20 protein-coding genes and 1 pseudogene are annotated in these 22101 nt (G+C 65.9%); 6 read left to right on the forward strand and 15 right to left on the reverse strand.

What is annotated here, in order from left to right; translation table 11 throughout:
• Together A5766_RS17560 and moeA are read right to left on the reverse strand one after the other, a co-directional pair.
• Complete coding sequence (locus tag A5766_RS17560; RefSeq protein ID WP_442902967.1) at positions 1-864, reverse strand: phosphatidylserine decarboxylase; 864 nt, start codon at positions 862-864, stop codon at positions 1-3.
• Between the two features lie 102 nt (positions 865-966).
• Positions 967-2229: a molybdopterin molybdotransferase MoeA gene (moeA, locus tag A5766_RS17565; protein ID WP_005206680.1), complete on the reverse strand. Its 1263-nt coding sequence runs from the start codon at positions 2227-2229 to the stop codon at positions 967-969.
• A gap of 67 nt (positions 2230-2296) precedes the next feature.
• Between moeA and A5766_RS17570 the strand changes: the two genes are divergently transcribed.
• Positions 2297-3097, forward strand: a complete 801-nt coding sequence (locus tag A5766_RS17570) for an HAD-IIA family hydrolase (RefSeq protein ID WP_005206679.1) — start codon at positions 2297-2299, stop codon at positions 3095-3097.
• 101 nt (positions 3098-3198) lie between these two features.
• Here A5766_RS17570 and A5766_RS17575 read toward each other — a convergent pair whose 3' ends face one another.
• The 4 genes from A5766_RS17575 to A5766_RS17590 all read right to left on the reverse strand — a co-directional run bounded on the left by A5766_RS17575 (position 3199) and on the right by A5766_RS17590 (position 6833).
• Complete coding sequence (locus tag A5766_RS17575; RefSeq protein WP_005206678.1) at positions 3199-3678, reverse strand: SRPBCC family protein; 480 nt, start codon at positions 3676-3678, stop codon at positions 3199-3201.
• A 102-nt stretch (positions 3679-3780) separates the two neighbouring features.
• A complete protein-coding gene (locus A5766_RS17580) occupies positions 3781-4212 on the reverse strand; it encodes a DUF350 domain-containing protein (protein ID WP_005206677.1) in 432 nt (143 codons plus the stop codon).
• Positions 4213-4290: 78 nt separating this feature from the next.
• Positions 4291-5634 (reverse strand): NtaA/DmoA family FMN-dependent monooxygenase, encoded by a 1344-nt coding sequence (locus A5766_RS17585; RefSeq protein WP_064905702.1) that lies wholly within the window; start codon positions 5632-5634, stop codon positions 4291-4293.
• Positions 5631-6833 (reverse strand): LLM class flavin-dependent oxidoreductase, encoded by a 1203-nt coding sequence (locus A5766_RS17590; RefSeq protein ID WP_064905704.1) that lies wholly within the window; start codon positions 6831-6833, stop codon positions 5631-5633. Before A5766_RS17590 ends, A5766_RS17585 begins: the two co-directional genes overlap by 4 nt.
• A gap of 155 nt (positions 6834-6988) precedes the next feature.
• Between A5766_RS17590 and A5766_RS17595 the strand changes: the two genes are divergently transcribed.
• Both A5766_RS17595 and A5766_RS17600 read left to right on the forward strand, forming a co-directional pair.
• On the forward strand, positions 6989-7174 hold the full coding sequence (locus tag A5766_RS17595) for a hypothetical protein (protein WP_064905724.1): 186 nt from the start codon (positions 6989-6991) through the stop codon (positions 7172-7174).
• Entirely contained in the window at positions 7171-8334 is a 1164-nt protein-coding gene (locus A5766_RS17600) for an LLM class flavin-dependent oxidoreductase (RefSeq protein ID WP_064905706.1), read from the forward strand. The genes A5766_RS17595 and A5766_RS17600 overlap by 4 nt, the downstream gene beginning before the upstream one ends.
• A 19-nt stretch (positions 8335-8353) precedes the next feature.
• On the opposite strand, the gene A5766_RS17605 is transcribed toward A5766_RS17600, so the two are convergent.
• From A5766_RS17605 to A5766_RS17615, 3 genes are all read right to left on the reverse strand, one after another.
• Positions 8354-9478, reverse strand: coding sequence for an acyl-CoA dehydrogenase family protein (locus A5766_RS17605; RefSeq protein WP_064905709.1), 1125 nt, complete (start codon positions 9476-9478; stop codon positions 8354-8356).
• Between the two features lie 27 nt (positions 9479-9505).
• Positions 9506-10675: an acyl-CoA dehydrogenase family protein gene (locus A5766_RS17610; protein WP_064905711.1), complete on the reverse strand. Its 1170-nt coding sequence runs from the start codon at positions 10673-10675 to the stop codon at positions 9506-9508.
• A 147-nt stretch (positions 10676-10822) separates the two neighbouring features.
• Positions 10823-12070 (reverse strand): MFS transporter, encoded by a 1248-nt coding sequence (locus tag A5766_RS17615; RefSeq protein WP_231894707.1) that lies wholly within the window; start codon positions 12068-12070, stop codon positions 10823-10825.
• A gap of 126 nt (positions 12071-12196) precedes the next feature.
• Here A5766_RS17615 and A5766_RS17620 point away from each other — a divergent pair, with 126 nt between their 5' ends.
• On the forward strand, positions 12197-12790 hold the full coding sequence (locus A5766_RS17620; RefSeq protein WP_064905712.1) for a TetR/AcrR family transcriptional regulator: 594 nt from the start codon (positions 12197-12199) through the stop codon (positions 12788-12790).
• An 86-nt stretch (positions 12791-12876) separates the two neighbouring features.
• On the forward strand, positions 12877-14304 hold the full coding sequence (locus tag A5766_RS17625) for an amidase (protein WP_064905714.1): 1428 nt from the start codon (positions 12877-12879) through the stop codon (positions 14302-14304).
• Between the two features lie 91 nt (positions 14305-14395).
• On the opposite strand, the gene A5766_RS17630 is transcribed toward A5766_RS17625, so the two are convergent.
• The 6 genes and pseudogenes from A5766_RS17630 to A5766_RS17655 all read right to left on the reverse strand — a co-directional run bounded on the left by A5766_RS17630 (position 14396) and on the right by A5766_RS17655 (position 20879).
• A complete protein-coding gene (locus A5766_RS17630) occupies positions 14396-16039 on the reverse strand; it encodes a solute symporter family protein (RefSeq protein WP_049697589.1) in 1644 nt (547 codons plus the stop codon).
• 83 nt (positions 16040-16122) lie between these two features.
• Positions 16123-16398 (reverse strand): annotated as a pseudogene (locus tag A5766_RS17635) (DUF485 domain-containing protein); the annotation flags it as partial.
• A gap of 251 nt (positions 16399-16649) precedes the next feature.
• A complete protein-coding gene (locus A5766_RS17640; RefSeq protein WP_064905716.1) occupies positions 16650-18398 on the reverse strand; it encodes a sodium/solute symporter in 1749 nt (582 codons plus the stop codon).
• Positions 18395-18847, reverse strand: a complete 453-nt coding sequence (locus tag A5766_RS17645) for a hypothetical protein (RefSeq protein WP_005206662.1) — start codon at positions 18845-18847, stop codon at positions 18395-18397. The genes A5766_RS17640 and A5766_RS17645 overlap by 4 nt, the downstream gene beginning before the upstream one ends.
• A complete protein-coding gene (locus tag A5766_RS17650) occupies positions 18844-19623 on the reverse strand; it encodes a LytR/AlgR family response regulator transcription factor (RefSeq protein WP_005206660.1) in 780 nt (259 codons plus the stop codon). Before A5766_RS17650 ends, A5766_RS17645 begins: the two co-directional genes overlap by 4 nt.
• Positions 19620-20879: a sensor histidine kinase gene (locus tag A5766_RS17655; protein ID WP_064905718.1), complete on the reverse strand. Its 1260-nt coding sequence runs from the start codon at positions 20877-20879 to the stop codon at positions 19620-19622. Before A5766_RS17655 ends, A5766_RS17650 begins: the two co-directional genes overlap by 4 nt.
• 171 nt (positions 20880-21050) lie before the next feature.
• Here A5766_RS17655 and A5766_RS17660 point away from each other — a divergent pair, with 171 nt between their 5' ends.
• The gene (locus tag A5766_RS17660) at positions 21051-21998 is read left to right on the forward strand and encodes a dipeptidase (RefSeq protein WP_005206657.1); all 948 of its coding nucleotides are present in this window, start codon (positions 21051-21053) and stop codon (positions 21996-21998) included.
• The last annotated feature ends 103 nt before the right edge of the window (positions 21999-22101 follow it).

A 22101-nucleotide genomic window follows, 5' to 3' on the forward strand; every position in this document is an offset into this window, starting at 1 on the left:
TCACCCGCCGTCGCCGACGCGGGTGGTTTCCGGGGTGTTCAGTGTCGCGAGTGCGGTCTCGGCGCCGACGGTGCGCTGCCCGACCAACACGCGTTGCTTCGTGCCCGGCGGCAGGTAGACGTCGACGCGTGAGCCGAACCGGATGAGTCCGTACGTGTCGCCGATGGAGAGGTGATCGCCGACCTTCGCGGTGCAGACGATTCGACGTGCCAACAGACCGGCGATCTGCACGACGACGATGTCGGAGTCGCGGGGTGTCGGGTCTGGATCGGCTGCGCCGCCAAGATCGTGTGCGCCGTCGGGATTGTCTGCGCCGTCGGGATTGTCTGCGTCGTCGGGGCGGACGACCATCGTCGTGCGCTCGTTTGCCGAACTCGCTTCCGGGAGATCGGCGGACACGAATGAGCCGGGCGTATGCGTTACCGACAACACCCGACCGCTGATCGGAACGCGCTGCACGTGGACGTCGAAGATCGACAGGAATGTCGAGACGCGGGGTCGGGGTTGGTCGCCGAGGCCCGATTCCGGCGGCGGGGCGGCGTCGTCGACGAGGCTGACGATTCCGTCGGCCGGAGCCACCACGACGCCAGGCTCGGTCGGCGGAACCCGTGAGGGGTGCCGGAAGAAGGCTGCGCAGGCTCCTGCCGCGGCGGTTGCGGGCACCGCAACCCACCGATGTCGTCGACCTAACACCGCCACCGCCGATGCCGCAGCGACGAACGGCAGTCCCGCCGGATGGGTCGGGGGAAGGGTCTCGCGTGCGAGTGCGACGAGGTGCGTCGGAGTCAGGCCGGAGCGGATCGGACCGTCGGATTCGGTTGCCGGATGTTGTGCTGATGCGTCCGGTCGCGGGCGCCTGGCCACCTGATCATCCTCCCGAGTCGGTCGCGCCGGAATTGCCCGTCGCGTCCGTACAGCTTAGCGATGCCAGACATCCGCGGCTGTGGGGTCCGGGGGTCGCGGACGTCACAGAACGACGACGTCGACGTCCGAACCCGCAGGCAGTGCGGTGATCTCGGGTGGGATGTCGATCAACGCGTTCGAACCCGCGAGAAAACGCAGATGATGCGACCCGGGAGGACCGATCGGCTCGACGACCGGCCGCCCGTCGGCATCTGGCCGCGCTGTGTCGACGACGCCGCGCATGAACTGCCTCTTGCCCTCGGGCGATCGAATGTCGCTGCCGAGTGTGGCTGTGACGTGCGGACGGTCGGGTGGCAGTCCCATCGCCGCGCGCAGGGGTTGGCGGATGAACACCTCGAACGACACGAGCGAACTGACCGGGTTTCCCGGCAACGTGATGATCGGGACCCGACGACCGGCCGGGTCGAGGTGATGACCACAGCCCTGCGGCATTCCGGGCTGCATCGCCACCTTCACGAACTCGACCGGCCCGCCATGCTCGGTAGATCGACCGCCGAGCGCGTCCTTGACCACCTCGTAGGCCCCGGCGCTCACGCCGCCGGAGGTGATGATCAGATCGGCGTCGGCCGACGCCTCGTCGAGGCGCTCGAGGAAGTCCGCGACGTCGTCGGGGACGAAGTGGATGTGCCGTGCCAGCGCGCCGGCCTCGGTGAGTGCTGCTGTGAGCATGGCGCCGTTGGATTCGTAGATTTGCCCGTGCTGCAACGGTTTTCCCGGCTCGACGAGCTCGGAGCCGGTCGACAGCACCACCACGCGAAGGCGTCGGGCAACCGCGACGTTGGCGAGGCCGAGCGCCGAGAGGAGTCCGATCTGCGCCGCCCCGAGGACCGTGCCCGCGGGCAACGCGACGTCGCCGTGCGCGATGTCGGAGCCCGCGCGCCGAATGTGCTTTCCCACCTCGACGCTCGAGCTGAACCCAACCGTCGAGTCGGGCACGTGGTCGACCGAGAAGTCGCCGTCGGTGAGCTCCACCGGCACAACGGCGTCGGCGCCGTCTGGCATCGGTGCGCCGGTCATGATTCGCGCGGCCGTGCCCGGCGCGAGTGTCACCAAGCCTGTGCGGCCGGCGGGAATGTCGTCGACGACGGGCAGCCGAATCGGCTCTGCAGCACTGGCACCGGCGATGTCGGTTGCACGCACCGCGTATCCGTCCATCGCGGAATTGTCGAAGGCAGGCATCGCGAATGCCGCGACGGAATCGTCGACGGTGGCCATACCCAGCGCATCGGCAACCGCGACGCGAACGGTTTCCGGAGGTCCGAACAGCTCGCTGACGATCTTCTGATGCTCGGCGACGGAACGCATTGGCCCAGCATGCCATGTGAATCGGGCCCGTCCTGCGCTCGCGCCCGACGGGCACTAGATTCGATGCATGACGCTGGGGCTGCTGCTCGACATCGACGGGGTGATGGTCACCTCGTGGCATGCGCTGCCCGGCGCCGTCGAAGCGATCGAAGAACTTTCCGAGCGCGGCTACCCGCGAATGTTCTTGACCAACACCACATCACGGTCGCGATCACAGATTGCGGAGGCGCTCGGAAACTGCGGATTCGAGGTCGAGCCCGAGGAGATCCTCACCGCTGCCAAACTCACCGCCGAATTCCTGGCCCGCAACTATCCCGGCAAGCTCGCCTGGGTGCTCAACGAGGGACCGATCGCCGAGGACATGACCGGCGTGCCCCTCACCGACGACCCGGACGAAGCTCAGGTCATCGTTCTCGGCGGCGCCGGACCCGTGTTCACACACACTGCGCTGTCGACGGTGCTCGAGAAGATGCTCGCCGGAACCCCGGTCGTCGCGATGCACCGTTCGATGATCTGGTCGACGGCGCGCGGGCTCTCGATTGACACCGGCGTCTACCTCGAGGGCCTCGAGAAGGCCTCGGGACGAAAGATCCGCGCGATCGGCAAGCCGTCGCCGCTGGGCTTCCGCGCCGCCGTCGAACTCATGAATCTCGAGCCGACCCAGGTGGTGATGGTCGGCGACGACATGCACAACGACATCCTCGGCGCCCAGGCCGCCGCACTCATGGGCGTGCTGGTGCGCACTGGCAAGTTCCGCGAGGACGCCCTGCGCGCCCTGCAGCGCGACGAGTTCGGGCCGGTACCCGACCACGTCATCGACTCCCTCGCCGACCTCCCCGCCCTGATCGAGAAGCTCGACGGCACCTGAGCCTGCCCACTCGACTGTCTGGGGCGTCGACTGGGCGCTGTATCCCGTCGACTGGGCGCTCGAGAGCGTCGACTGGGCGCTCTATCCCGTCGACTGGGCGCTCAGGCGGCCCGGGCGGTGCTCGATTCCGCGGCGCGCTTGATCTTGCCGAGGGTCTCGGCCATCCCGACCTTGAGCTCCTCCTCGAACGAGTCGGAGCCGCCGAAGACGAGGTCGACGAGCGTCGACGACACCTTGGTGGTCTTGCCGCCCGCGGCTTCGCGACGTTCCGTCACCGTCACGCCGCCCGACTGGTTCGGCTCGATGGTGTAGCTCCACACCGTGTGGTTCTCCGCGACGCGGAACCCGATCTCCTGGTTGGGTGCGAACCGCACGACCTTCGACGTCGTCGGCCAGACGAGCGGCCCGCGGCGGTTGATGTTGACGGTACGGGTGCCCAGCTTCACCGGCCCGCCGATGATGAACATCTTGGCGCACTGCGGACTCCACTCACCCATGCGGGCGAGGTCGGAGATCACGGACCAGACCTGCGTGGGCGTGGCGTCGATGTCGATGGACTCTTCGATCAATGCGGCGGTCATGGTTCCCCCGGGTTGTGCGTCGCGAACGGTCGATGGCCGACGGTGTCGCCGGTCACAGCTCGCATCACCCTAGAACGCCTATTGTCGGACAGTCAATAACACTCAGACGATCAGCACGGTCCCGATCATCGCCGCGACGCCGACGAACACGGCCGCAGAGATCCAGCCGGCGGGATGCGCGTCGTTCTCGAGCAGGATGGTCCCGAGCTTGCCGGGCGTGAGCCAATCGATGAGCACGAACGACCACATCATCACCGCGATGGTCAGCACCGCGTAGGCGAGCGTGTAGAGCAGCGCCTTCCACAACACGAGGGTCACCGTGTCGACCACCGAAGCGACCAGCACGAACGCGATTCCGACGACCATCGACGTCGTCAGGATCATCGCGTTGCGGTTGTTGTCCACCCAGACGAGCTGCCGAAGCCGGCCCGGAGTCACGAGGTCGAGGGCACCGAACCCGACGACCATGAGCGCAACCCCCAGGAGGCTGAAAGACGCACCCCAGGCCAGATTGGTGCCGAACACTGCGTCCACCTGTGATCTCCCCTCGTCGCCGACCCTGTGGTCGGTGCGTGGTCGCCGGTGCACGCGGGCGCGACACCCACGAAAACCCTAACCCGCGACGACCCCCGCGAGCCCGAGGTTCTCACGCAGTGTCCGACCGGGATATTCGGTCCGGTACACGCCGACTTCTTGAAGTTCGGGAATCACGTCGTCGACGAAGCGGTCGAGGCCGCCGGGAGTGACGTGCGGAACGAGGATGAAACCGTCACTCGCGTCGGCCTGCACGAACCGGTTGATCTCGTTGGCGACGGTGCGCGCCGATCCGACGAACGCCTGACGCCCCGTGACCTCGATGATCAGCTCACGCGTCGTGAGCTTCTTCGACTCGGCCAACGCGCGCCAGCGAGCTGCGACGTCGCGCGGGTCCTCGTGGATACGCACACTGGCCCGACCCTTCGCGACGGTGTTCTCACCGGGTAGCGGGTCGATGCTCGGCAGCGGGCCGTCGGGATCGTGGTCGTGCAGGTCGCGGTTCCAGAGTTGCTCGAGGAATTTGATCGCTGTCTGCCCACTGACCTGCGCGAGTCTGATCTCGTGCGCGAGTTCGGCGGCGTCGGCATCGGTATCTCCGACGACGAACGTCGCTGCGGGCAGGATCAGCAGATCGTCCGGTGTCCGCCCGTGTGCGGCGAGGCGTCCCTTGACGTCGGCGTTGAACGCCTTGCCGTCGTCGAGCGTCGAGTGTCGCGAGAAGATCGCGTCGGCGCGTGCGGCTGCGAACTCCCGACCCTCGTTCGAATCGCCCGCCTGGAAGATCACCGGTCGTCCCTGCGGGCTGCGCGGCACCCCGAACGTGCCGCTGATGTCGAACTGCGAGTCGAGGTGCGCGAACTGTCCGGCATGGGGCCTGCGTAGGAATTCGCCAGAGGACCGATCGGCGACGATGTCGTCGCTTTCCCACGAATCCCACAGTTCCACAGCGTTTTCGAGAAACTGCCGAGCCCGCACGTAGCGCTGATCCGCGGGAAGGTATCCGCCGCGTCGGAAGTTCTCGCCGGTGAACGCATCCCACGACGTCACGACGTTCCAGGCGGCTCGACCGTCGGAGAGGTGGTCGAGCGACGCGAATTGCCTTGCCACCTCAACGGGTTCGTTGAACGTCGAGTTGATCGTCCCGGCGAGTCCGAGATGTTCGGTGACTGCGGCGAGTGCGGCCAGAATCGTGAAGGTGTCGGGTCGTCCGACGACGTCGAGGTCGTAGATCTTGCCGTTCTGCTCGCGCAGCCTGAGTCCCTCGGCGAGGAAGAGGAAGTCGAACAGTCCGCGCTCTGCGGTCTGCGCGAAGCGCGTGAACGACGAGAACTCGATGTGACTCCCGGCGGCGGGATCACTCCAGACTGTGGTGTTGTTGACGCCGGGAAAGTGCGCCGCGAGGTGTACCTGTTTGGTCATCGGACACCGCCTGACACGGTCGTACGTGAGTATCGATTGATGGGATGGCGCAGACCCAAGGTCTCCCGAAGGGTGTGTGCTCCTGAGGTTTTGGCCTCTGGGTCGACGATCAAACCGCGTCGACGCAGCTCGGGCGCGAGGTCGTCGGCGATCAGGCGAAGGTCGTGCCCGATCGCGGCCGGATGCAGCCGGACGCCGTGTGCCGCACCTGCGCGCTCTTCGATGAGGTCGGCCAATCCTGCTGCGGTACCGACGAATTCCTGTGTGCCATCGTCGAAGTGGGTGCCGAGCCAGTCGTCGTACTGCGCTCGACGACCAGCCGCCGACGCCTGTGTGTCATCGAGGTAGACGATGAGATCGTCGTAGAGTCGCAGGTCTTCTCGGCGACTGATGTCCGACGCTGCGAGTACCGTGTCGAGAGTCGCGCGATCATCCGGATTGGTGAAGAACCCGATATCGGCGCTGCCGCTGAGCAATTCGAGCGATGCCTGGTCGCCCGCCGAGACCGTTGTCGCGATGAGAGGTTGTCCCTGCGGTGGTCGTGGTGTGATCGACGGTCCACGCACGGAGAAGAACTCGCCCTCGAAGTCGATGTAGTGCAACCGATCCCGGTCGATGAAGCGACCGGTCGCGACGTCGCGGATCTCGGCGTCGTCCTCCCACGAATCCCACAGTCGGCCGATCACCTCTGCGTATTCGGCGGCTTCTCGGTGCAGCGCAGCACGATCCGACGCCACCTCGACGTCGCGACGCCCGAACAGTGAGACATTCTCGGGCCGATCGTCGACGGCCAGCACGACGCCTGCGCGTCCACCGCTGACGTAGTCGAGCGTGGCAATCGCCTTCGACGTGTGGAACGGCTCGGTGTGCGTCACCGTCACAGTGGGCAGCAGCCCGATTCGCGGGGTGAGCGGCGCGATACGTGCCGCAATCAGCACGGTGTCGAGCCTGCCGTTGACGAGGTCGGTACGCAACGGCGGCGCGGCGGCCGACGACTCGCCGGGCAATAGCGGCCGAGGCTCGAATCCGTCGTCGAGGGTGACGAGATCGGCTCCCGCGCGTTCGGCGGCGACGATCGCGTCGCGCCAGTAGCTCGCGCTGAACAGTGCGTCCGGTCTGGCCTCCGGGTCTCGCCAGGCGGCCGGATGTCGACCGGCGCCACGCAGTCCGATGGCCAACGACAGCGTTGATTCACTCACGACTCGTCTCAACGGTCGGCCCGCTCGGGCCTCTTCCCGACCGCGGCCAAAAGATCAGCGTGAGCGCAACCGTTCTCCCTATCGGCGATCGGGTGCTTACTGGGACATTGCGGACTGGGAACAGAGCTGCCGAAATTCGAGCTGCGGGAGTGACGATGAGCTGGTTGTCCAAGGTAGGTGTGTTGTCGCAGATGGTCGACGCGCATCACCAGATGCTGTTGCGCGGAGCCGCCGGCCTGACGCCCGAATCGTCGGCGGCCTACTACCCCGGATTCGGCGACGTCGACCCGAGCGTCGGCACACAGACCGCTCACACCAACCCCCAGCGCGCCCGCCGATGACCGCGGAACGCACTGCGCCGCTGCCCCTCTCAGTCCTCGACCTTGCGCCGATCAGTGACGGGTCGACTCCCGCAGAGGCGGTGCGGCGCAGCATCGCGCTGGCGCGCGCCGCCGAGGAGTGGGGCTACCGACGGTTCTGGCTCGCCGAACACCACTTCGTCTCGGTCGGTTCGTCGTCGACCGCCACGCTGATCGCCCTGGTCGCTGCCGCGACCGAATCGATTCGGGTCGGCAGTGCGGCAGTGCAACTCGGACATCACACCGCGGCGTCGGTCGTCGAGGCGTTCGGCACCATCGACGCCGTGTTTCCCGGCCGCCTCGACCTCGGGCTCGGGCGGTCGGGGCAACGGCGCACCGAAGCACTCGCCGCGGCGGCGGCTGCGCCCAAGGGGCCGAAGGGGCCGCCACCCGCGGCCGAACCCGAACGCGTCGTCGACGGCCTGCTCCTACCCGAACCATTCGTCCTCGCGGGCATTCTGTCGTCACCGCTGATCGGTGCCACCGCAGCGGCACTGGAGTTCGAGGGCGCCGCGCAACCCGACTTCGCCGACGCCGTGTCCGACATCCTCGCGTTGCTGGACGGAGGGCTGCGCGTCGGAGACGTCGAATTGCACGCTGTCCCAGGCGAACACGCCGACGTCGAGGTCTGGGTGTTCGGTAGCAGCAAGGGGCAGAGCGCGCAGGTCGCAGGTGCTGAGGGTCTACCGTTCGTCGCGAACTATCACGTCAGTCCCGCAACGGTTCTCGAGGCGGTCGAAGCCTACCGGGCCAACTTCCGTCCGTCGGCCCGACTGTCCGAGCCGTACGTGGTGGTGTCCGCAGACGTCGTCGTTGCCGAAGATGATTCGACCGCAACGCATCTCGCGTCGACCTACGGTCACTGGGTGCACGACATCTGGACCGGTCGGGGAGCGCAACCCTACCTCGATCCCGATAGCGCCGCGCCGCTGACCGATGAGCAACGTGCGGTTGTCGACGACCGGATTCGGACTCAGTTCGTGGGCTCGCCGTCGACCGTCGCCGAACGACTCGACACGCTGGCACGCGTCACCGGCGCCGATGAGCTCGTGATCACCAGCGTCACACACGATTTCGACGACCGACTGCGCTCGCACCAGCTCCTGGCAGCAGAATGGGGGCTCACCGACTCACGTCGATGAACCCCCATCTGGTGCGAACCTAGTTGACGGTCACCATCTCGTAATCGCCGAGCTTGCCGGCGAGGACACCGAGGTGTTCGTCAGCGTCGCCGAGGGTGCGAGAGATCGCGGTCAGGCGTGCAACGTAATGTCCCACAGGGTATTCCGCTGTCATGCCGATGCCGCCGTGCATCTGGATCGCTTCCTGGCCCACCTTGCGCGCCGAGCGGCAGATCTGCAGCTTCGTGCGGCTGTAGACCGACGGGTCGTCGACCTCGTCGTTGAGCGAAGCCGTCGCGTACAGGCTCATGCTGCGTGCCAGCTCGAGTGCCACGTACACGTCCGAGGCGCGCTGCGTGAGCGTCTGGAACGTCTTGAGCGGTACCCCGAACTGCTTGCGCGACTTGAGGTATTCGGTCGTCAGTTCCATCGCGCGTTCCATCGCGCCGACTGCCTCGGCGCACTGAGCCGTCTGCGCGAAGATGTCCGCGTAGGCGATCGCGTCGGACTGATCGCCCTCGGCCAGTTCGATCGCCGGGGCGTTGGCAAAGCTCACCCGGGCGGCTCGACGGTCGTCGTAGGTGCGGAACCCGTCGACGGTCACACCCGACGCATCGGCGTCGACGAGGAACAGTCCGATGGTTCCGTCGGCGCGGCGTGCGCTGACGACGAACTTCTGTGCCACGTCGCCAGCGAGGACGGGGTACTTCACTCCATCGAGAGTGACGCCGTCGCTGGCGCCGGTCGCCGTGGTGGCGACTGCCGCTGCGGGCCAACGATCTTCGGGTTCGGCGTGTGCGTATCCGAGCAGCAGCCGTCCCTCCGACACCTCTGTCAGCAGGCTGGTGCGGCGATCACCCGACGCGACCCTGTCGATGACGACGCCCGGCAACAACGCGCCGTACAGCAGTGGCTCGGGTGCGAGGCTGCGACCAACCTCGCCCATCAGTGCGCTGACCTCGACCGGCCCCGCGCCGGTGCCGCCCGCGTCCTCGCTGAACGGCAGTCCGAGGATGCCGATCTCGGCAAGCGATTCCCAGATCGACGCCGACCAGCCGGTGTCGGTCTCCGACACCGCGCGGATCTTCTCGATGTCATAACTCTTGAACACGCTGCGGACGGTGTCGCGCAGCAGTGACTGCTCTTCGGTGAGCTCGAAATCCATTGTGTTACTCCAGGTGTGGTTGTCGGGCTACAGACCGAGGATCGACGACGAGATGATGCTGCGCTGGACCTCCGACGAACCGCCGTAGATGGTCACCTTGCGGTAGTTGAGGTATTCGGGCACCGCAAGCTGCGCCCAGTCGGGTGTTCCGACACCCGGCGCGTCAACCGCCAGACCGCGCGCACCCGCAACATCTGCGAGCAATTCGGTTGCCGACTGCTGCAGCTCACTGCCACGCAGCTTGACCAGTGACGACACCGGATTCGGCTTGCCGTCGGCAGAGCCTGCGACGACGCGCAACTGGGTGACCTCGAGCGCGAGCAGTTCGGTTTCGAGTTCGGCGAGGCGCGCGGCGAACAGCGGATCCTCGAGCAGCGTGCCGGTCGCGGTCTTCGTCGCGGCGGCGAGCTTCTTGGCCTCGGCCAGCTTGGTCTTGGTCCAGCCGACACGTGCGATACCGGTGCGCTCGTTGCCGAGCAGGAACTTGGCGTAGGTCCAGCCGGCGTTCTCCTCGCCGACGAGGTTCTCGACGGGCACCTTGACGTCGTTGAAGAAGACCTCGTTGACCTCGACGCTGCCATCGATGAGCTTGATCGGACGCATCTCGATCCCCGGTGTGTCGAGATCGATGAGCAGGAAGCTGATGCCCGCCTGCTTCTTGACGTCGGGATCGGTGCGTACGAGGCAGAAGATCCAGTCGGCGTACTGCCCGAGTGTGGTCCAGGTCTTCTGGCCGTTGACGATGTAGTGGTCGCCGTCGAGGACGGCGCGGGTCTTGAGGGACGCGAGGTCGGAGCCCGCCTCGGGTTCGGAGAATCCCTGGCACCACCAGATGTCGAGGTTGGCGGTCTTCGGGAGGAACCGCTCCTTGATCTCCTGGGAACCGAACGTCGCGATGACCGGACCCACCATGTTGACGTTGAACGTCAGGGGATCGGGCACGAAGTTCAGGCTGAGCTGATCGTGATAGATGTTGCGCTGGATGGGCGTCCAGTCGCGGCCGCCCCACTCGGTCGGCCAGCCGGGCGTGGCCAGACCCTCGGCGTTGAGGATGCGCTGGGTGGTGACGATGTCGTCGGGCAGGTTCAGCGTGCCTGCGGCAGCACGCTGACGGATCTCCTCGGGGATCTTCGTCGTGAAGAAGCTCTGGAGTTCTTCGCGGAACTTCTGTTCATCTGAATCGAACTTCAAGTGCATGTAACCAGTCTTACCCTGTGGTACCTGTACTGCGAAAGTGCGGCCCCGCGAGATTCCTCCAGATCGTGATCTCGGCCACGCTGTCGCCGCATTCTGAGTCCTCATCGTAGTGAGGCGGGTCCGTGGCGTTCGGTAAGTGAGGACGCCTCAGGCGCGAACGCGATTGCTTCTGGTTCGCGTCCATGCGGTGACGAGTGCGCCGAACACGGTGACGGCGAGGACATAGGCGACGTAGCAGACGACGGTCTCCTGCAGACCGATGTGCGACACCACGAGTCCCGCGATCACTGCGGGAACACTGAAGGCGATATAGCTCGTGATGAAGACTGCCGAGAACACCTGCCCGCGCTGATGTGACGGGGTTTGGCTGCTCAGGTTGTCGAGTGCTCCCAGGAACGTAGCCGCGAAACCGGAACCCGCGATGATCGACCCGACGATGTAGAGCGGGAGCATCGAGGTGAGGACGCCCGCCAGGGAGATGATCGCGCCGCCGGCGAGTGCGGGATAGCCGTAGGTGAGTTTGGTACTGGCGTCCCAGGTGGTGATCGCCAGTGAGGTGACCGCGCCGGAAGCGAAGAATACGAACAGCACGGCGCCCGCGGCGCCGTGGTTGCCGATGCCGAATACACGCGCCACCACCGATGAACCGAGCGAGAGGTAGAGGCCTCCCATCGACCAGGTCGCCACGAATGCCGGGATTGCGGTGACGAACAGCTTCCGCAAAGCCGACGGCACGGACGCCTGCGGCGCGAGCGTTCGCCACAGGTGGCGGCGGGAATCGAAGCCGACGCGTTCCGATGTCTCCGGGATGATCAGAAGTGCGACAAGCAAAATCGCGAACACCGCCAGCGTCACCTCGTAGACGAGGAATCGCGGCGCGGGTGCGTACTGGACCAGCACGCCGGCAACGACGACGCCTGCCGCCAGTCCGAGTGTGGGTCCCGCGCCGGTGATCGCCGAGCCCAGTCGCTCCGACGGCTGCATGTCGACGACCGTGGCGGTCAGCGTGCCGATCGCCGCTCCCGTCGCGAGTCCCTGTAGGGCCCGTGCGGCGATCAGGAGTCCGACGCTGTCGGCGGCGACGAACAGCACCATGCTGCCGATGAGCAGCACGAGCGCGACCGCGAGAACCGGGCGTCGGCCGATGTGATCCGACAGCGAGCCGACGGTGAGCAGGCTGACCAGCATGGTTGCGACATAGATCGCGAACACCACGGTCAGGGTGAACGGCGAGAATCCCCATAACTGCTGGTAGACGGGGTAAAGGGGGGAGGGGGCTGCCGACGCGAACAGCACCGTGATCATGGTTGCGGTGACGATCCAGAAAGCGCGGTGCGGGTGCAGCGGCCGTGCGCCGCGGCGGCGTCGAGCGGTGTTCTCCAACGTTGCGGTCACGACCGTGTCTCCTAAGGCAAAGCTGGTTGCATTAAGGCCAATGTATGCGGCCGCTGTTCTAAAAGCAATGGGATTTGCAATAATGGTGACATGGCTGGAACGTCGCAGGCAACGGAGAGATCGTCGATGGAAGGCGCAGCGTCGACGACCGTTCCATCAACGGCCACATCGCACGGCAAGCGTCCCGGTGGCCGGAGCGCTCGCGTGCAGAGTGCGGTCTTCACGGCTGTCGGTCAGCTCGTGGGTAGTGGAGAGCGGGAGACGATGACCATCCCGCAGGTCGCCGAGCTGGCGGGAGTGAATCCCACAAGCATCTATCGACGCTGGGGGACCATCGGCGATCTGCTCGAGGAGGTCGCGGTCGCCGCGCTGACGCAGGGCGAGGAACTGCCCGATCACGGCACACTCGCCGACGACCTCGCCGACTGGTCGCGGATCATCGCCGCCGACATCAGCCGTCCGAAACGTCGTGCGTATCTGCGGGCGATGACGTCGGCTCGCGACGGCATCGTCGAGGTGTGTCCGTGCTGGGAGATCCGGCGGGAGCAGGCGACGGAGATGATCGACCGCGCCACCGCGCGCGGCGAGAGCGCACCCAGCGTGCCGCAGGTGCTCAACCACATCATCGCCCCGCTCTATCACCATGCGGTCTTCGCGCTGCCGATCGACGACGACTTCGCCACCGACCTCGCCGCCGACGTCATGGCCATGGTTCGGTGAGCTGGGGTTCGGTGAGCCGGGGTTCGGTGAACCGTTGCGAACTGATCGTGTCCTGACGGCGGTCCGCTGCCGCTAGGCTTCGGGCCATGCAGCACGTACATGCCTTCCGCGACGATGCGCTGGGCGAACTCGACGGGGTAGGTGTCGGTGCGGCCATTGCCGCAGGCGAGATTTCGGCGGTTGAAGCGGTCGACGCGGCGCTTGACCGCATCGACGCGGTGAACTCGACGCTCAATGCGGTCGCCTTCGACGATCGTGAGCGCGCCCGCACACGCGCCGTCGAGACCGATTTCGGTACGGGATCGTTCGCCGGGGTGCCCTCGATCGTCAAGAACAACACCGACTTTGCCGGGATTCCGACTCGTAACGGCTCTGCCGCTACTCCTGACACTCCCGCGTCGACCACCGAGCCGCTTCTCGAACAGTTCGTCTCCACCGGTGTGAACATCGTCGGTGCGTCCACCTTGCCCGCCTTTGGGCTCACCGCGACAACGGAGTTCGTCGACAGGCCGCCCACCCGCAATCCGTGGAACACCGAATTTTCCTGTGGCGCTTCGTCGGGAGGGTCGGCCGCCCTGGTCGCGGCAGGCGCGCTTCCGATCGCGCACGCGAATGACGGAGGCGGGTCGATCCGTATCCCCGCGGCTGCGTGCGGCCTGGTGGGTTTCAAGCCGAGTCGGGGACGGCTGTTGCTGACGGCGGAATCGAAGCAGATGCCGATCGACCTGATTGCCAACGGAATCGTGAGCCGCTCGGTGCGCGATACCGCACACTTCCTCGCCGATGCCGAAAAGTATTGGTCCGCCGGCGATCTTCCCGCCATCGGACTCGTGTCCGGTGAAAGTCGACGTCAGCTCCGCATCGCGATGATGACGGAACCGATCACCGGACAGTTGCTCGACCGCGACACCGAGACCGCCGTCGCAGGCGTCGCCGAACTGCTCGAGTCGCTCGGGCACGGCGTCGAACATGTGCCGGTCCCCGTCGACAGGCGATACGTCGACGATTTCACCGAGTACTGGGCGCTGCTGGCCTTCTTCATCGACCACTTCGGAAAACGGTCCTACGGCAAGGGATTCGAGCGATCACAGCTCGATGCGTTCACGCGCGGACTGTCGCGGAAGTATCTGCGTCGCATGTGGCACACCCCCGCGATGATCCGCGCGCTCACACGCTCCACCGCGACGTTTCGGGAGATGTTCACGCGATTCGACGTGGTGCTCTCGCCGACGCTCGCGCACACCACTCCGGAGATCGGATACCTCAACCCCGCAGGCGATTTCGACGTCGTCTTCGAGCGGTTGATGCGATACGTCTCGTTCACGCCGATCAACAACACCTCCGGTACGCCCGCAGTCAGCCTGCCGCTGGCACAGTCGTCGACGGGATTGCCTGTGGGAGTGCACTTCTGCAGCGACATCGGTGATGAACGGACGCTGCTGGAGCTGGCATACCAACTCGAGGCGGCCCGGCCGTTCGCACGGATTCAGGACGCGCGCACGACGGCCGGCTGAGCCTGCCTGTTCACCGCACGATGCCGGGCACTCGATCGTCGATCGAGTGCCCGGCATCGCTGGTCCTACGAGGCTGTACGGCTCCGCTATATCAGTGCGCCACAGCCTTTTCGGCGCCGATCCCGGTGAGCGAACGCACCTCCATCTCCGCATTGCGTTCCGGAGTGCCCCGATCCTTGGGCGCTGTCAGCGTTCCGACGATCCCGAGCAGGAACGCGACCGGGATTGCCACGATCCCCGGGTTCTCCAGCGGGAACCACGCGAAATCGGAGCCGGGAAGCATCGACGTCGACTTACCCGACACTGCCGGTGAGAAGATGATGAGGATCAACGTCAGCCCGAGCCCGCCGTAGATGCTCCACAGCGCACCGCGGGTGTTGAATCGCTTCCAGTACAGCGAGAACAGGATCGTCGGCAGGTTGGCTGCCGCCGCGATCGCGAACGCGAGCGCCACGAGGAAGGCGACGTTCTGACCGTTGGCGAGGATGCCGAGCACGATGCCGAGCACACCGAGAGTCACCGCGGCCATCCGTGATACGCGCACCTGGTCGGCCTCACTTGCCTTGCCGCGCTTGATGACACTGCCGTAGATGTCGTGCGCGAAGGACGCCGACGCGGTGATGGTCAATCCCGCGACGACGGCGAGGATCGTCGCGAACGCGACCGCGGAGATCACTCCGAGCAGGATGACGCCACCGAGTTCGAAGGCCAGTAGCGGTGCTGCGGCGTTCTCCTTGCCTGCTGCGGCCATGATGCGGTCCGGACCGACAATCGCAGCAGCGCCGTAACCGAGCACGAGCGTGAAGAGGTAGAACGCGCCGATCAGAGCAATTGCCCAGACAACGGAGCGTCGAGCCTCCTTGGCGGTGGGAACCGTGTAGAAGCGCATCAACACATGCGGGAGCCCCGCGGTGCCGAGCACGAGTGCAACAGCCAACGAGATGAAGTTGATCTTTGATTCCACCGAGCCGCCGTATTTGGCTCCGGGCGCGAGCACGTCATGCGAGGCGATCTTCTCACTCGACGACCCCGAAATGGCATGCTGCGCAGAGCCGAGGATCTCCGAGAAGTTCATCCCGAACTTGCCGAGCACCATGAGGGTCATGATGGCCGCGCCCGCAATCAGCAGGACGGCCTTGATGATCTGCACCCACGTGGTTCCCTTCATGCCGCCGACGAGCACGTAGACGATCATCAGTGCGCCGACCACGGCGATCACGATCGACTGGCCGGTGCGCGATTCGACGTCGAGGAGGAGCGCAACGAGGCCTCCGGCGCCCGCCATCTGCGCCAGCAGATAGAACAGGGAGACGACCAGCGTCGAGATCGCGGCGGCGAGACGGACGGGGCGTTGCCTCAATCGGAAGCTGAGCACATCTGCCATGGTGAACTTCCCTGTGTTGCGCAGTAATTCGGCAACGAGGAGAAGCGCGACCAGCCATGCGACGAGGAATCCAATGGAGTACAGGAAGCCGTCGTAACCGTAGACGGCGATGGCACCCGCGATGCCGAGGAAGCTCGCCGCAGAGAGGTAGTCACCCGCGATCGCAATTCCGTTCTGCGGGCCGGAGAATGCTCGGCCACCGGTGAAATAGTCTGCGGCAGTCGAGTTGTTTCGGCTCGCGCGGATTACCACGAACATGGTGATCGCCACGAACGCGGCGAAGATCGCGATGTTGGCGACGGGGTTCCCGACCGTTCCGGCGGCGAGATGCACTGTGGCTGAGGAGTTCATCGAGTCGCCCCCTCATCGGTGCCCTGTGTGGCGTTGGAGCTCTGTGTGGCATCGGCGCCCTGGCCGGTGGCCGCGCACTCCGTGTCCATTTCCTCGCGGAGAGCGGCCGCCCTGGGGTCGAGCTCACGATTGGCAAACCGCACGTAGGCCCCGGTGATGACGAAGGTCGAGACGAACTGCAGCAGACCCAGAATCAGCCCGACGTTGATGTTGCCCCAGACCGGAGTGGCCATGAAGTCGTGCGCGAAGGCGCCGAGGGCCACGTAGAGGCCGTACCAGATGAGAAAGAACGCAGTCATCGGAAAGACGAACCGGCGCAACGTCGTACGAAGATCCTGAAACTGGTCACTGCGCTGCATGTCGATGAACTGTTGCCCCGTCGGCGCGGAATGCGCTTCGGGTACGTGCTCTGTGGTTGACACCGTGCCTCCGAAAGAACTCGTGTGATGTGGATACCCGTCAACTCTCGAAGAGACGGAGATCACTCACAAGAGGTGTCGCAGGTCACACGATGAAGACCGCGAATCGTGCGCCGAGCGGTCGTTGCGCGCCGACGAACGGTTGCCCCATGGGCGTCGTCACATGCTCGTACAACCTTGTCGCCGCGGTGTCATGGCTCCTCTGGCACCCGTTCGACGCTCAGGCCGAGCCGTTCCGGCACATGCATCCGCGCGAAGATCTGCGACACATCGGCGACCCTGTGGCGGTGGGTCATCGCGCTCACGCAGATCATGGTCACAAAGGCGAGTGGAACGGTGACAGCGGCTGGGTAGCCGATGATCGCCGACGGCCAGCCGTTGCCGACCTCGTCGTCCACGACGTCCGCGATCGCCAGTGACGTCGCGATACCGGACGACAGCCCGCCAACGGCAAGGCCCGCGATGGCGCCCGCGGGCGTCAACCCGCGCCACCAGATTCCGAGTACGAGAAGCGGACACAGCGTCGACGCGGCGATGGCGAAGACGAACCCGACTGTCCGCGACAGTTCGAGATCTGACGCGGCGAACGAGATGACGATCGCGAGTGCACCACCGATCGCGGCTGCGAGTCGAAAGTCGCGGACCCGACCTGGCAGCACGTCGGTCGACAGGGCCCCTGCAACGCTGATGAGCAGACCGGACGACGTAGCGAGGAACGCCGCGATGGCGCCCGCCGCGACCAGCGCGGCGAACAGTTCGCCGAGAATGCCTCCGACCGCTGCGCTCGGGAGCAACAGCACCGCGGCGTCGGCGGTTCCGGTGATGAGGAGTTGGGGGACGTACACCCGGGCAAGCACGCCGAGGAGCAGGGGGAAGAGGTAGAACACGGCGAGCAGGACGATGACGGTCACCGCGGTTCGACGCGCCGAGCGTCCATCCGGATTGGTGTAGAAGCGCACCAGCACGTGCGGCAGCCCCATCACTCCGAGGAACGTCGCGACGATCAGCGAGAAGACGGCGAAAAGTGCGTGCGGGCCACCGAATCCGCCGCCGGACGCGAGCCATCTCTGGCCTGTCGACGGTGCGCCTGCCACAACGGGCGTCGCTGCTCCCGCGCGCAGGTGGATCGTGCTCCCCGCCGCAACGGTGTGTTCACCCGCCGACGCAAACGGTGCGTCGTTGACGGGCTGGCCGTCGATGACGCCTGTCACTTCGACACCGTCGGTTTCCGGTACTGCCACAACCACATCCGTGGTGACGTCGACCGTCGTCGCTTCGGACACTCGAGGGGGTGCGGGTTCGCCCAGTGCGGGCCGATCGGCGAAGAACACCACGAGAAGCGCAATCGTCGGAATTCCGATAGCCGTCAGCTTGAGCCAGTACTGAAACGCCTGGACGAAGGTGATCGACCGCATGCCGCCGCCCACCACGTTCACGACGACGATCGCTCCGACGAGAACCACCCCCACCCACACGGGTGCGCCGAGCAGGATGTTCAAAGTCAGTCCCGCGCCTTGGAGCTGGGGAATCAGATACATCAGGCAGACCACGACGACGACAACCATCGCGGTCTGGCGTGCCGCTCGCGAACCGAGTCTGAACTCCGCGAAATCCGGCACCGTGTACGCACCGGATCGGCGCAGCGGTGCCGCAACGAACATCAACAGGCCGAGGTATCCCGCGGTGAAGCCGACCGGATACCACAGCGCATCGGCGCCGTACTTGGCGACCAGCCCCGCCACTCCGAGAAACGATGCCGCAGAAAGGTATTCGCCTGAGATCGCCGTTGCGTTGCGCCGCGAACTGACCGCGCGCGAGGCGACAAGGAAGTCAGAGGTCGTGCGCGACCTCCTGCCACCGTAGACACCGACCGCCACCGTCGCGAGCGCAGCGAGGAGCAGCGCCGCCGCGGTGACGATGCGAATTCCGTAGTCGGTCACGGGTTCTCGCCATCCTCGACGACCCCGTCGGTCACATCCTCAACGCCCGCGTCGGTGCCGCTGTCGACGCCCACGTCGGTGTCCTCCTCTATGAGTCCGAGAAAGTCGTCCTCGGCCTGCTCCGCGATCCGCACGTACACCCGGCCCACCAGATAGAGCAGTGGATAGATCAGCACACCGAGAACAAGCCAGTTCAGTCGGACGCCGGCAATCGTCGCCTCGCCCAACGTCGGAAAGACGGTGCCCAGCAACGGAATGGAGGCAATGAGCAGAGCCGTCGTGACGCCGAGCCTAAGCGCGAGACCGAGCTGGGCGCGCATCAGACCCCGCACCAATGCATCGCCGACCTCGGTTTGCTCCCGGACCTCGACGCGCGTGCGAACCCTCCTGGCACCCCGTCGCTGTGCCAGCACCACGCGCTCACGGCGGGGAGTCGACGGCTCGCTCATGTGTCGTCGCCGGACGGCGTCCGGTAGGCACGAAGGGGGTCGTGGACGAGGCGCTCCTTCAACTCCCGGGATTGACGTCGACTCACCGGAAGCTCTACGGCGGGCGACGCGCCGTTTGCCCGTACACAGACCAGGGTCTGAGATCCGCTGGTGCGCATTCCGCCGACCATCGGCAGATACACCAGGTACGAACGGTGCACGCGGCTGAAACCGTGCTCACGCCAACGGGATTCGAGCGTCGAAAGCGGGATTCGCACCAGGTGCGCGCCGGAGTCCGAATGCAGCCGGGCGTAATCGCCGACGGCCTCGACCCAGGAGATCGAATCACGCCTCACCAACGACGTCACTCCGGACAGCTCCACGGGGATCACATCGTCGCTGACGTCCTGACGTGACTCTGCACCGACAGCCGACTGCGCGGCAACCGCACGTTCGACGGCCTGCCCGAGCCGCTCCTCGCGCAGTGGCTTCAACAGATAGTCGACGGCGCCGACGTCGAACGCATCCACCGCGCGATCCTCGTGTGCCGTGACGAACACGATCGACGGCGGGTCGGAGTAGTTGCCGAGCACACGGGCCAGTTCGATTCCCGAGAGCCCAGGCATATTGATGTCGAGAAAGATCGCCTCCACCGAGTTCTCGGCGAGTTCGCGCAGAGCGGCGGTGGCGTCACCCGCGCGGATCACCTCGCCGACATCTGTTCGCCGTTCGAGCAGGTACACCAGCTCGTCGAGCGCCGGAGGTTCGTCGTCGACGGCGAGAACGGTCAGGGTCATCGCGGGTTCGCCTCCTGCGTCGGCGGTGCTGGGTGCGTCGGCGACTGCTCAACACGCACACCTGCGCGAAATTTCGGCACCCGCATGGTGACCTTCGTGCCGGCACCCACACCTGTCTCGACCACTAGACCGTAGTTGTTTCCGAACGCAGCGCGCAGGCGATGGTCGACGTTGGTCAGCCCCACCCGCGCGCCCGAGGTCTCCTCCGTGGGTTCGGTCGACGTCGCGTCGAGTGCGTCGATATCTCCAGAGCGCAGCAACTCCGGGTCCATTCCCACACCGTCGTCCTCGACGGCGATGACGCAGTCGGTGCCCTCGTCGCGGGCGGTGATCGAGATCGTTCCACCACCTCGCGCCGCGACGCCGTGCCGCACCGCGTTCTCCACCAAGGGTTGGAGGGCGAGGAAGGGGAGTACCACGCCGAGCACCTCCGGGGCGACCTGCAGCCGCACGTCGAGCGCCGAGCCGAAGCGAGCACGCTCGAGCGTGAGGTAGCGGTCGATGTTGCGCAGTTCGTCGGCCAGCACCGTGTACTCGCCCGCGGCGCGGAAGGAATAGCGGGTGAAGTCGGCGAAGTCGAGGATCAGCTCGCGTGCGCGGTCCGGATCGGTTCGTACGAACGACGCGATGGTGCTCAACGCGTTGTAGATGAAATGCGGACTGATCTGTGCGCGCAGTGCGAGAACCTCCGCGCGGTCCAGACGAGCTCGTGACGCGTCGAGGTCTGCGAGCTCGAGTTGACTCGACCCATAGCGCGCGACCTCCGAGATCGCGCTCAGCATGCCCGGACCCGGTAGCCGTACGGATGCGACGACGAGTACACCGACGGCGACGTCGTCCACCACGAGCGGCTGGGCGATCAGCGCACGTATGCGCGCGTCGACGCCGACAGGATCGCGGAGCAACACGTGCCGCAGTTCTTCACCCGCGGTCGCGGCGATGTCGTCGGCCCGACTCAGCAGTCGTTCGTCCCAGATGTGCGGCTCGTCGTGGGCGAGCCGTGTGCCATCCGCGTCGTACAGAGCGATCGCATCGGTGGCGGTGAGGGTTCGCAGCGGTCCGAGCGCCTCCTGCGCCGACTCGGTTGTCAGACCTCGCCGCAACGGGCGGGCGGCCCGCGACGCGGTGTTCAGCGTGGAGTGCACAGCGCGTTCGGTGGGCGTCGCTACGACGCGGCGCGTTCGGAGCAGCACCGCGATCATCGCGATCGCGGCAATGACGAGCACCGCGATCAGTACACCCACACCATCAGACATCAGACATCGACCTCAACGGCGCCTCGGTGGGGTCGGTACTTCTCATGCGACCATTCTTGCGAGCATGCGAGCGGTGTGTGGCAGAAACGAGTGTCTGCGATGACGGATTTGCGGCGATGGATTTGCGATGACGGATTGTGCGGCGACGGACCAGGTGGGAGAGGAACTACGATGACGCTCCTGTGGGACCAGCACGCGTGTCTGCCGTTGCAACCCGACGCAGACGTCGGCTACCTGACCAGGTTCTCGCGACCGGGCACGACGTATGTCTCGGTCAACGTCGGCTACGCGCCACAGACCTATGCCGACTCGACAAACCTGTTGGCGCACTTTCGTTCTGCCATCTCGCGCCGCGGTGACCTGAGGGTTGTCGCATCGCTCGACGACATCGACGCCGCGGGTGACCGCGGGCAGATCGCCGTCGGCTTCGATCTCGAGGACTCCAACCCGCTCGACGGCGACCTCGACAACGTCCACCGCTTCGTCGAACTCGGCGTGCGCACCATGCTGCCCACCTACAACCACGCCAACGCGGCGGGTTGCGGGTGTCTGGACGCCACGGACGCCGGACTCACCGCATGGGGGCGGCGGCTGGTGGCCGAAATGAACTCTGCCGGAATGGTTCCCGACGGTTCACACTGCAGTGTCCGTACCGGCCTCGACCTGTGTGAGACGTCGACCAAGCCGGTGATCTACAGCCATTCGTGCATGCGCTCGGTCTGGGACCATCCGCGCAACATCACCGACGATCAGGCACGCGAATGTGCCCGCACCGGTGGTGTCGTCGGTATCACCGGCGTCGGAATCTTCCTCGGCCCCAATACGCCGACCCTCGACGCGATGACCCGCCACCTCGAATACGCCGTCGACCTCATCGGGATCGACCACGTCGGCGTCAGCACCGACCATTCGTTCGACGCCGCCGACTTTCTCGCCGAGATCCTCGACCACCCGGACTCCTTCGACGAGTCGTACACCCGGTGGGGGCCGATCCAGTGGATGGCTCCCGAGGTGTTCATCACCCTGGGGGCGCACCTGTCGCGGCGAGGCTGGGGCGACTCCGACATCGCAGCAGTGCTCGGCGGCAATTTTCGACGGGTGGCCGCGGCAAGCTGGTGACCCGTCGACTGTGCGCTCGGGACCGTGGCGGGTTCAAGGGATTGTGGCAACACCTATGGCTGAGTGTGTGAGGTTAGCAGTTCGGTGAAGGCTTCGGTGGGGG

The organism is Gordonia sp. 852002-51296_SCH5728562-b, from assembly GCF_001665475.1.
Classification (GTDB): domain Bacteria; phylum Actinomycetota; class Actinomycetes; order Mycobacteriales; family Mycobacteriaceae; genus Gordonia; species Gordonia sputi.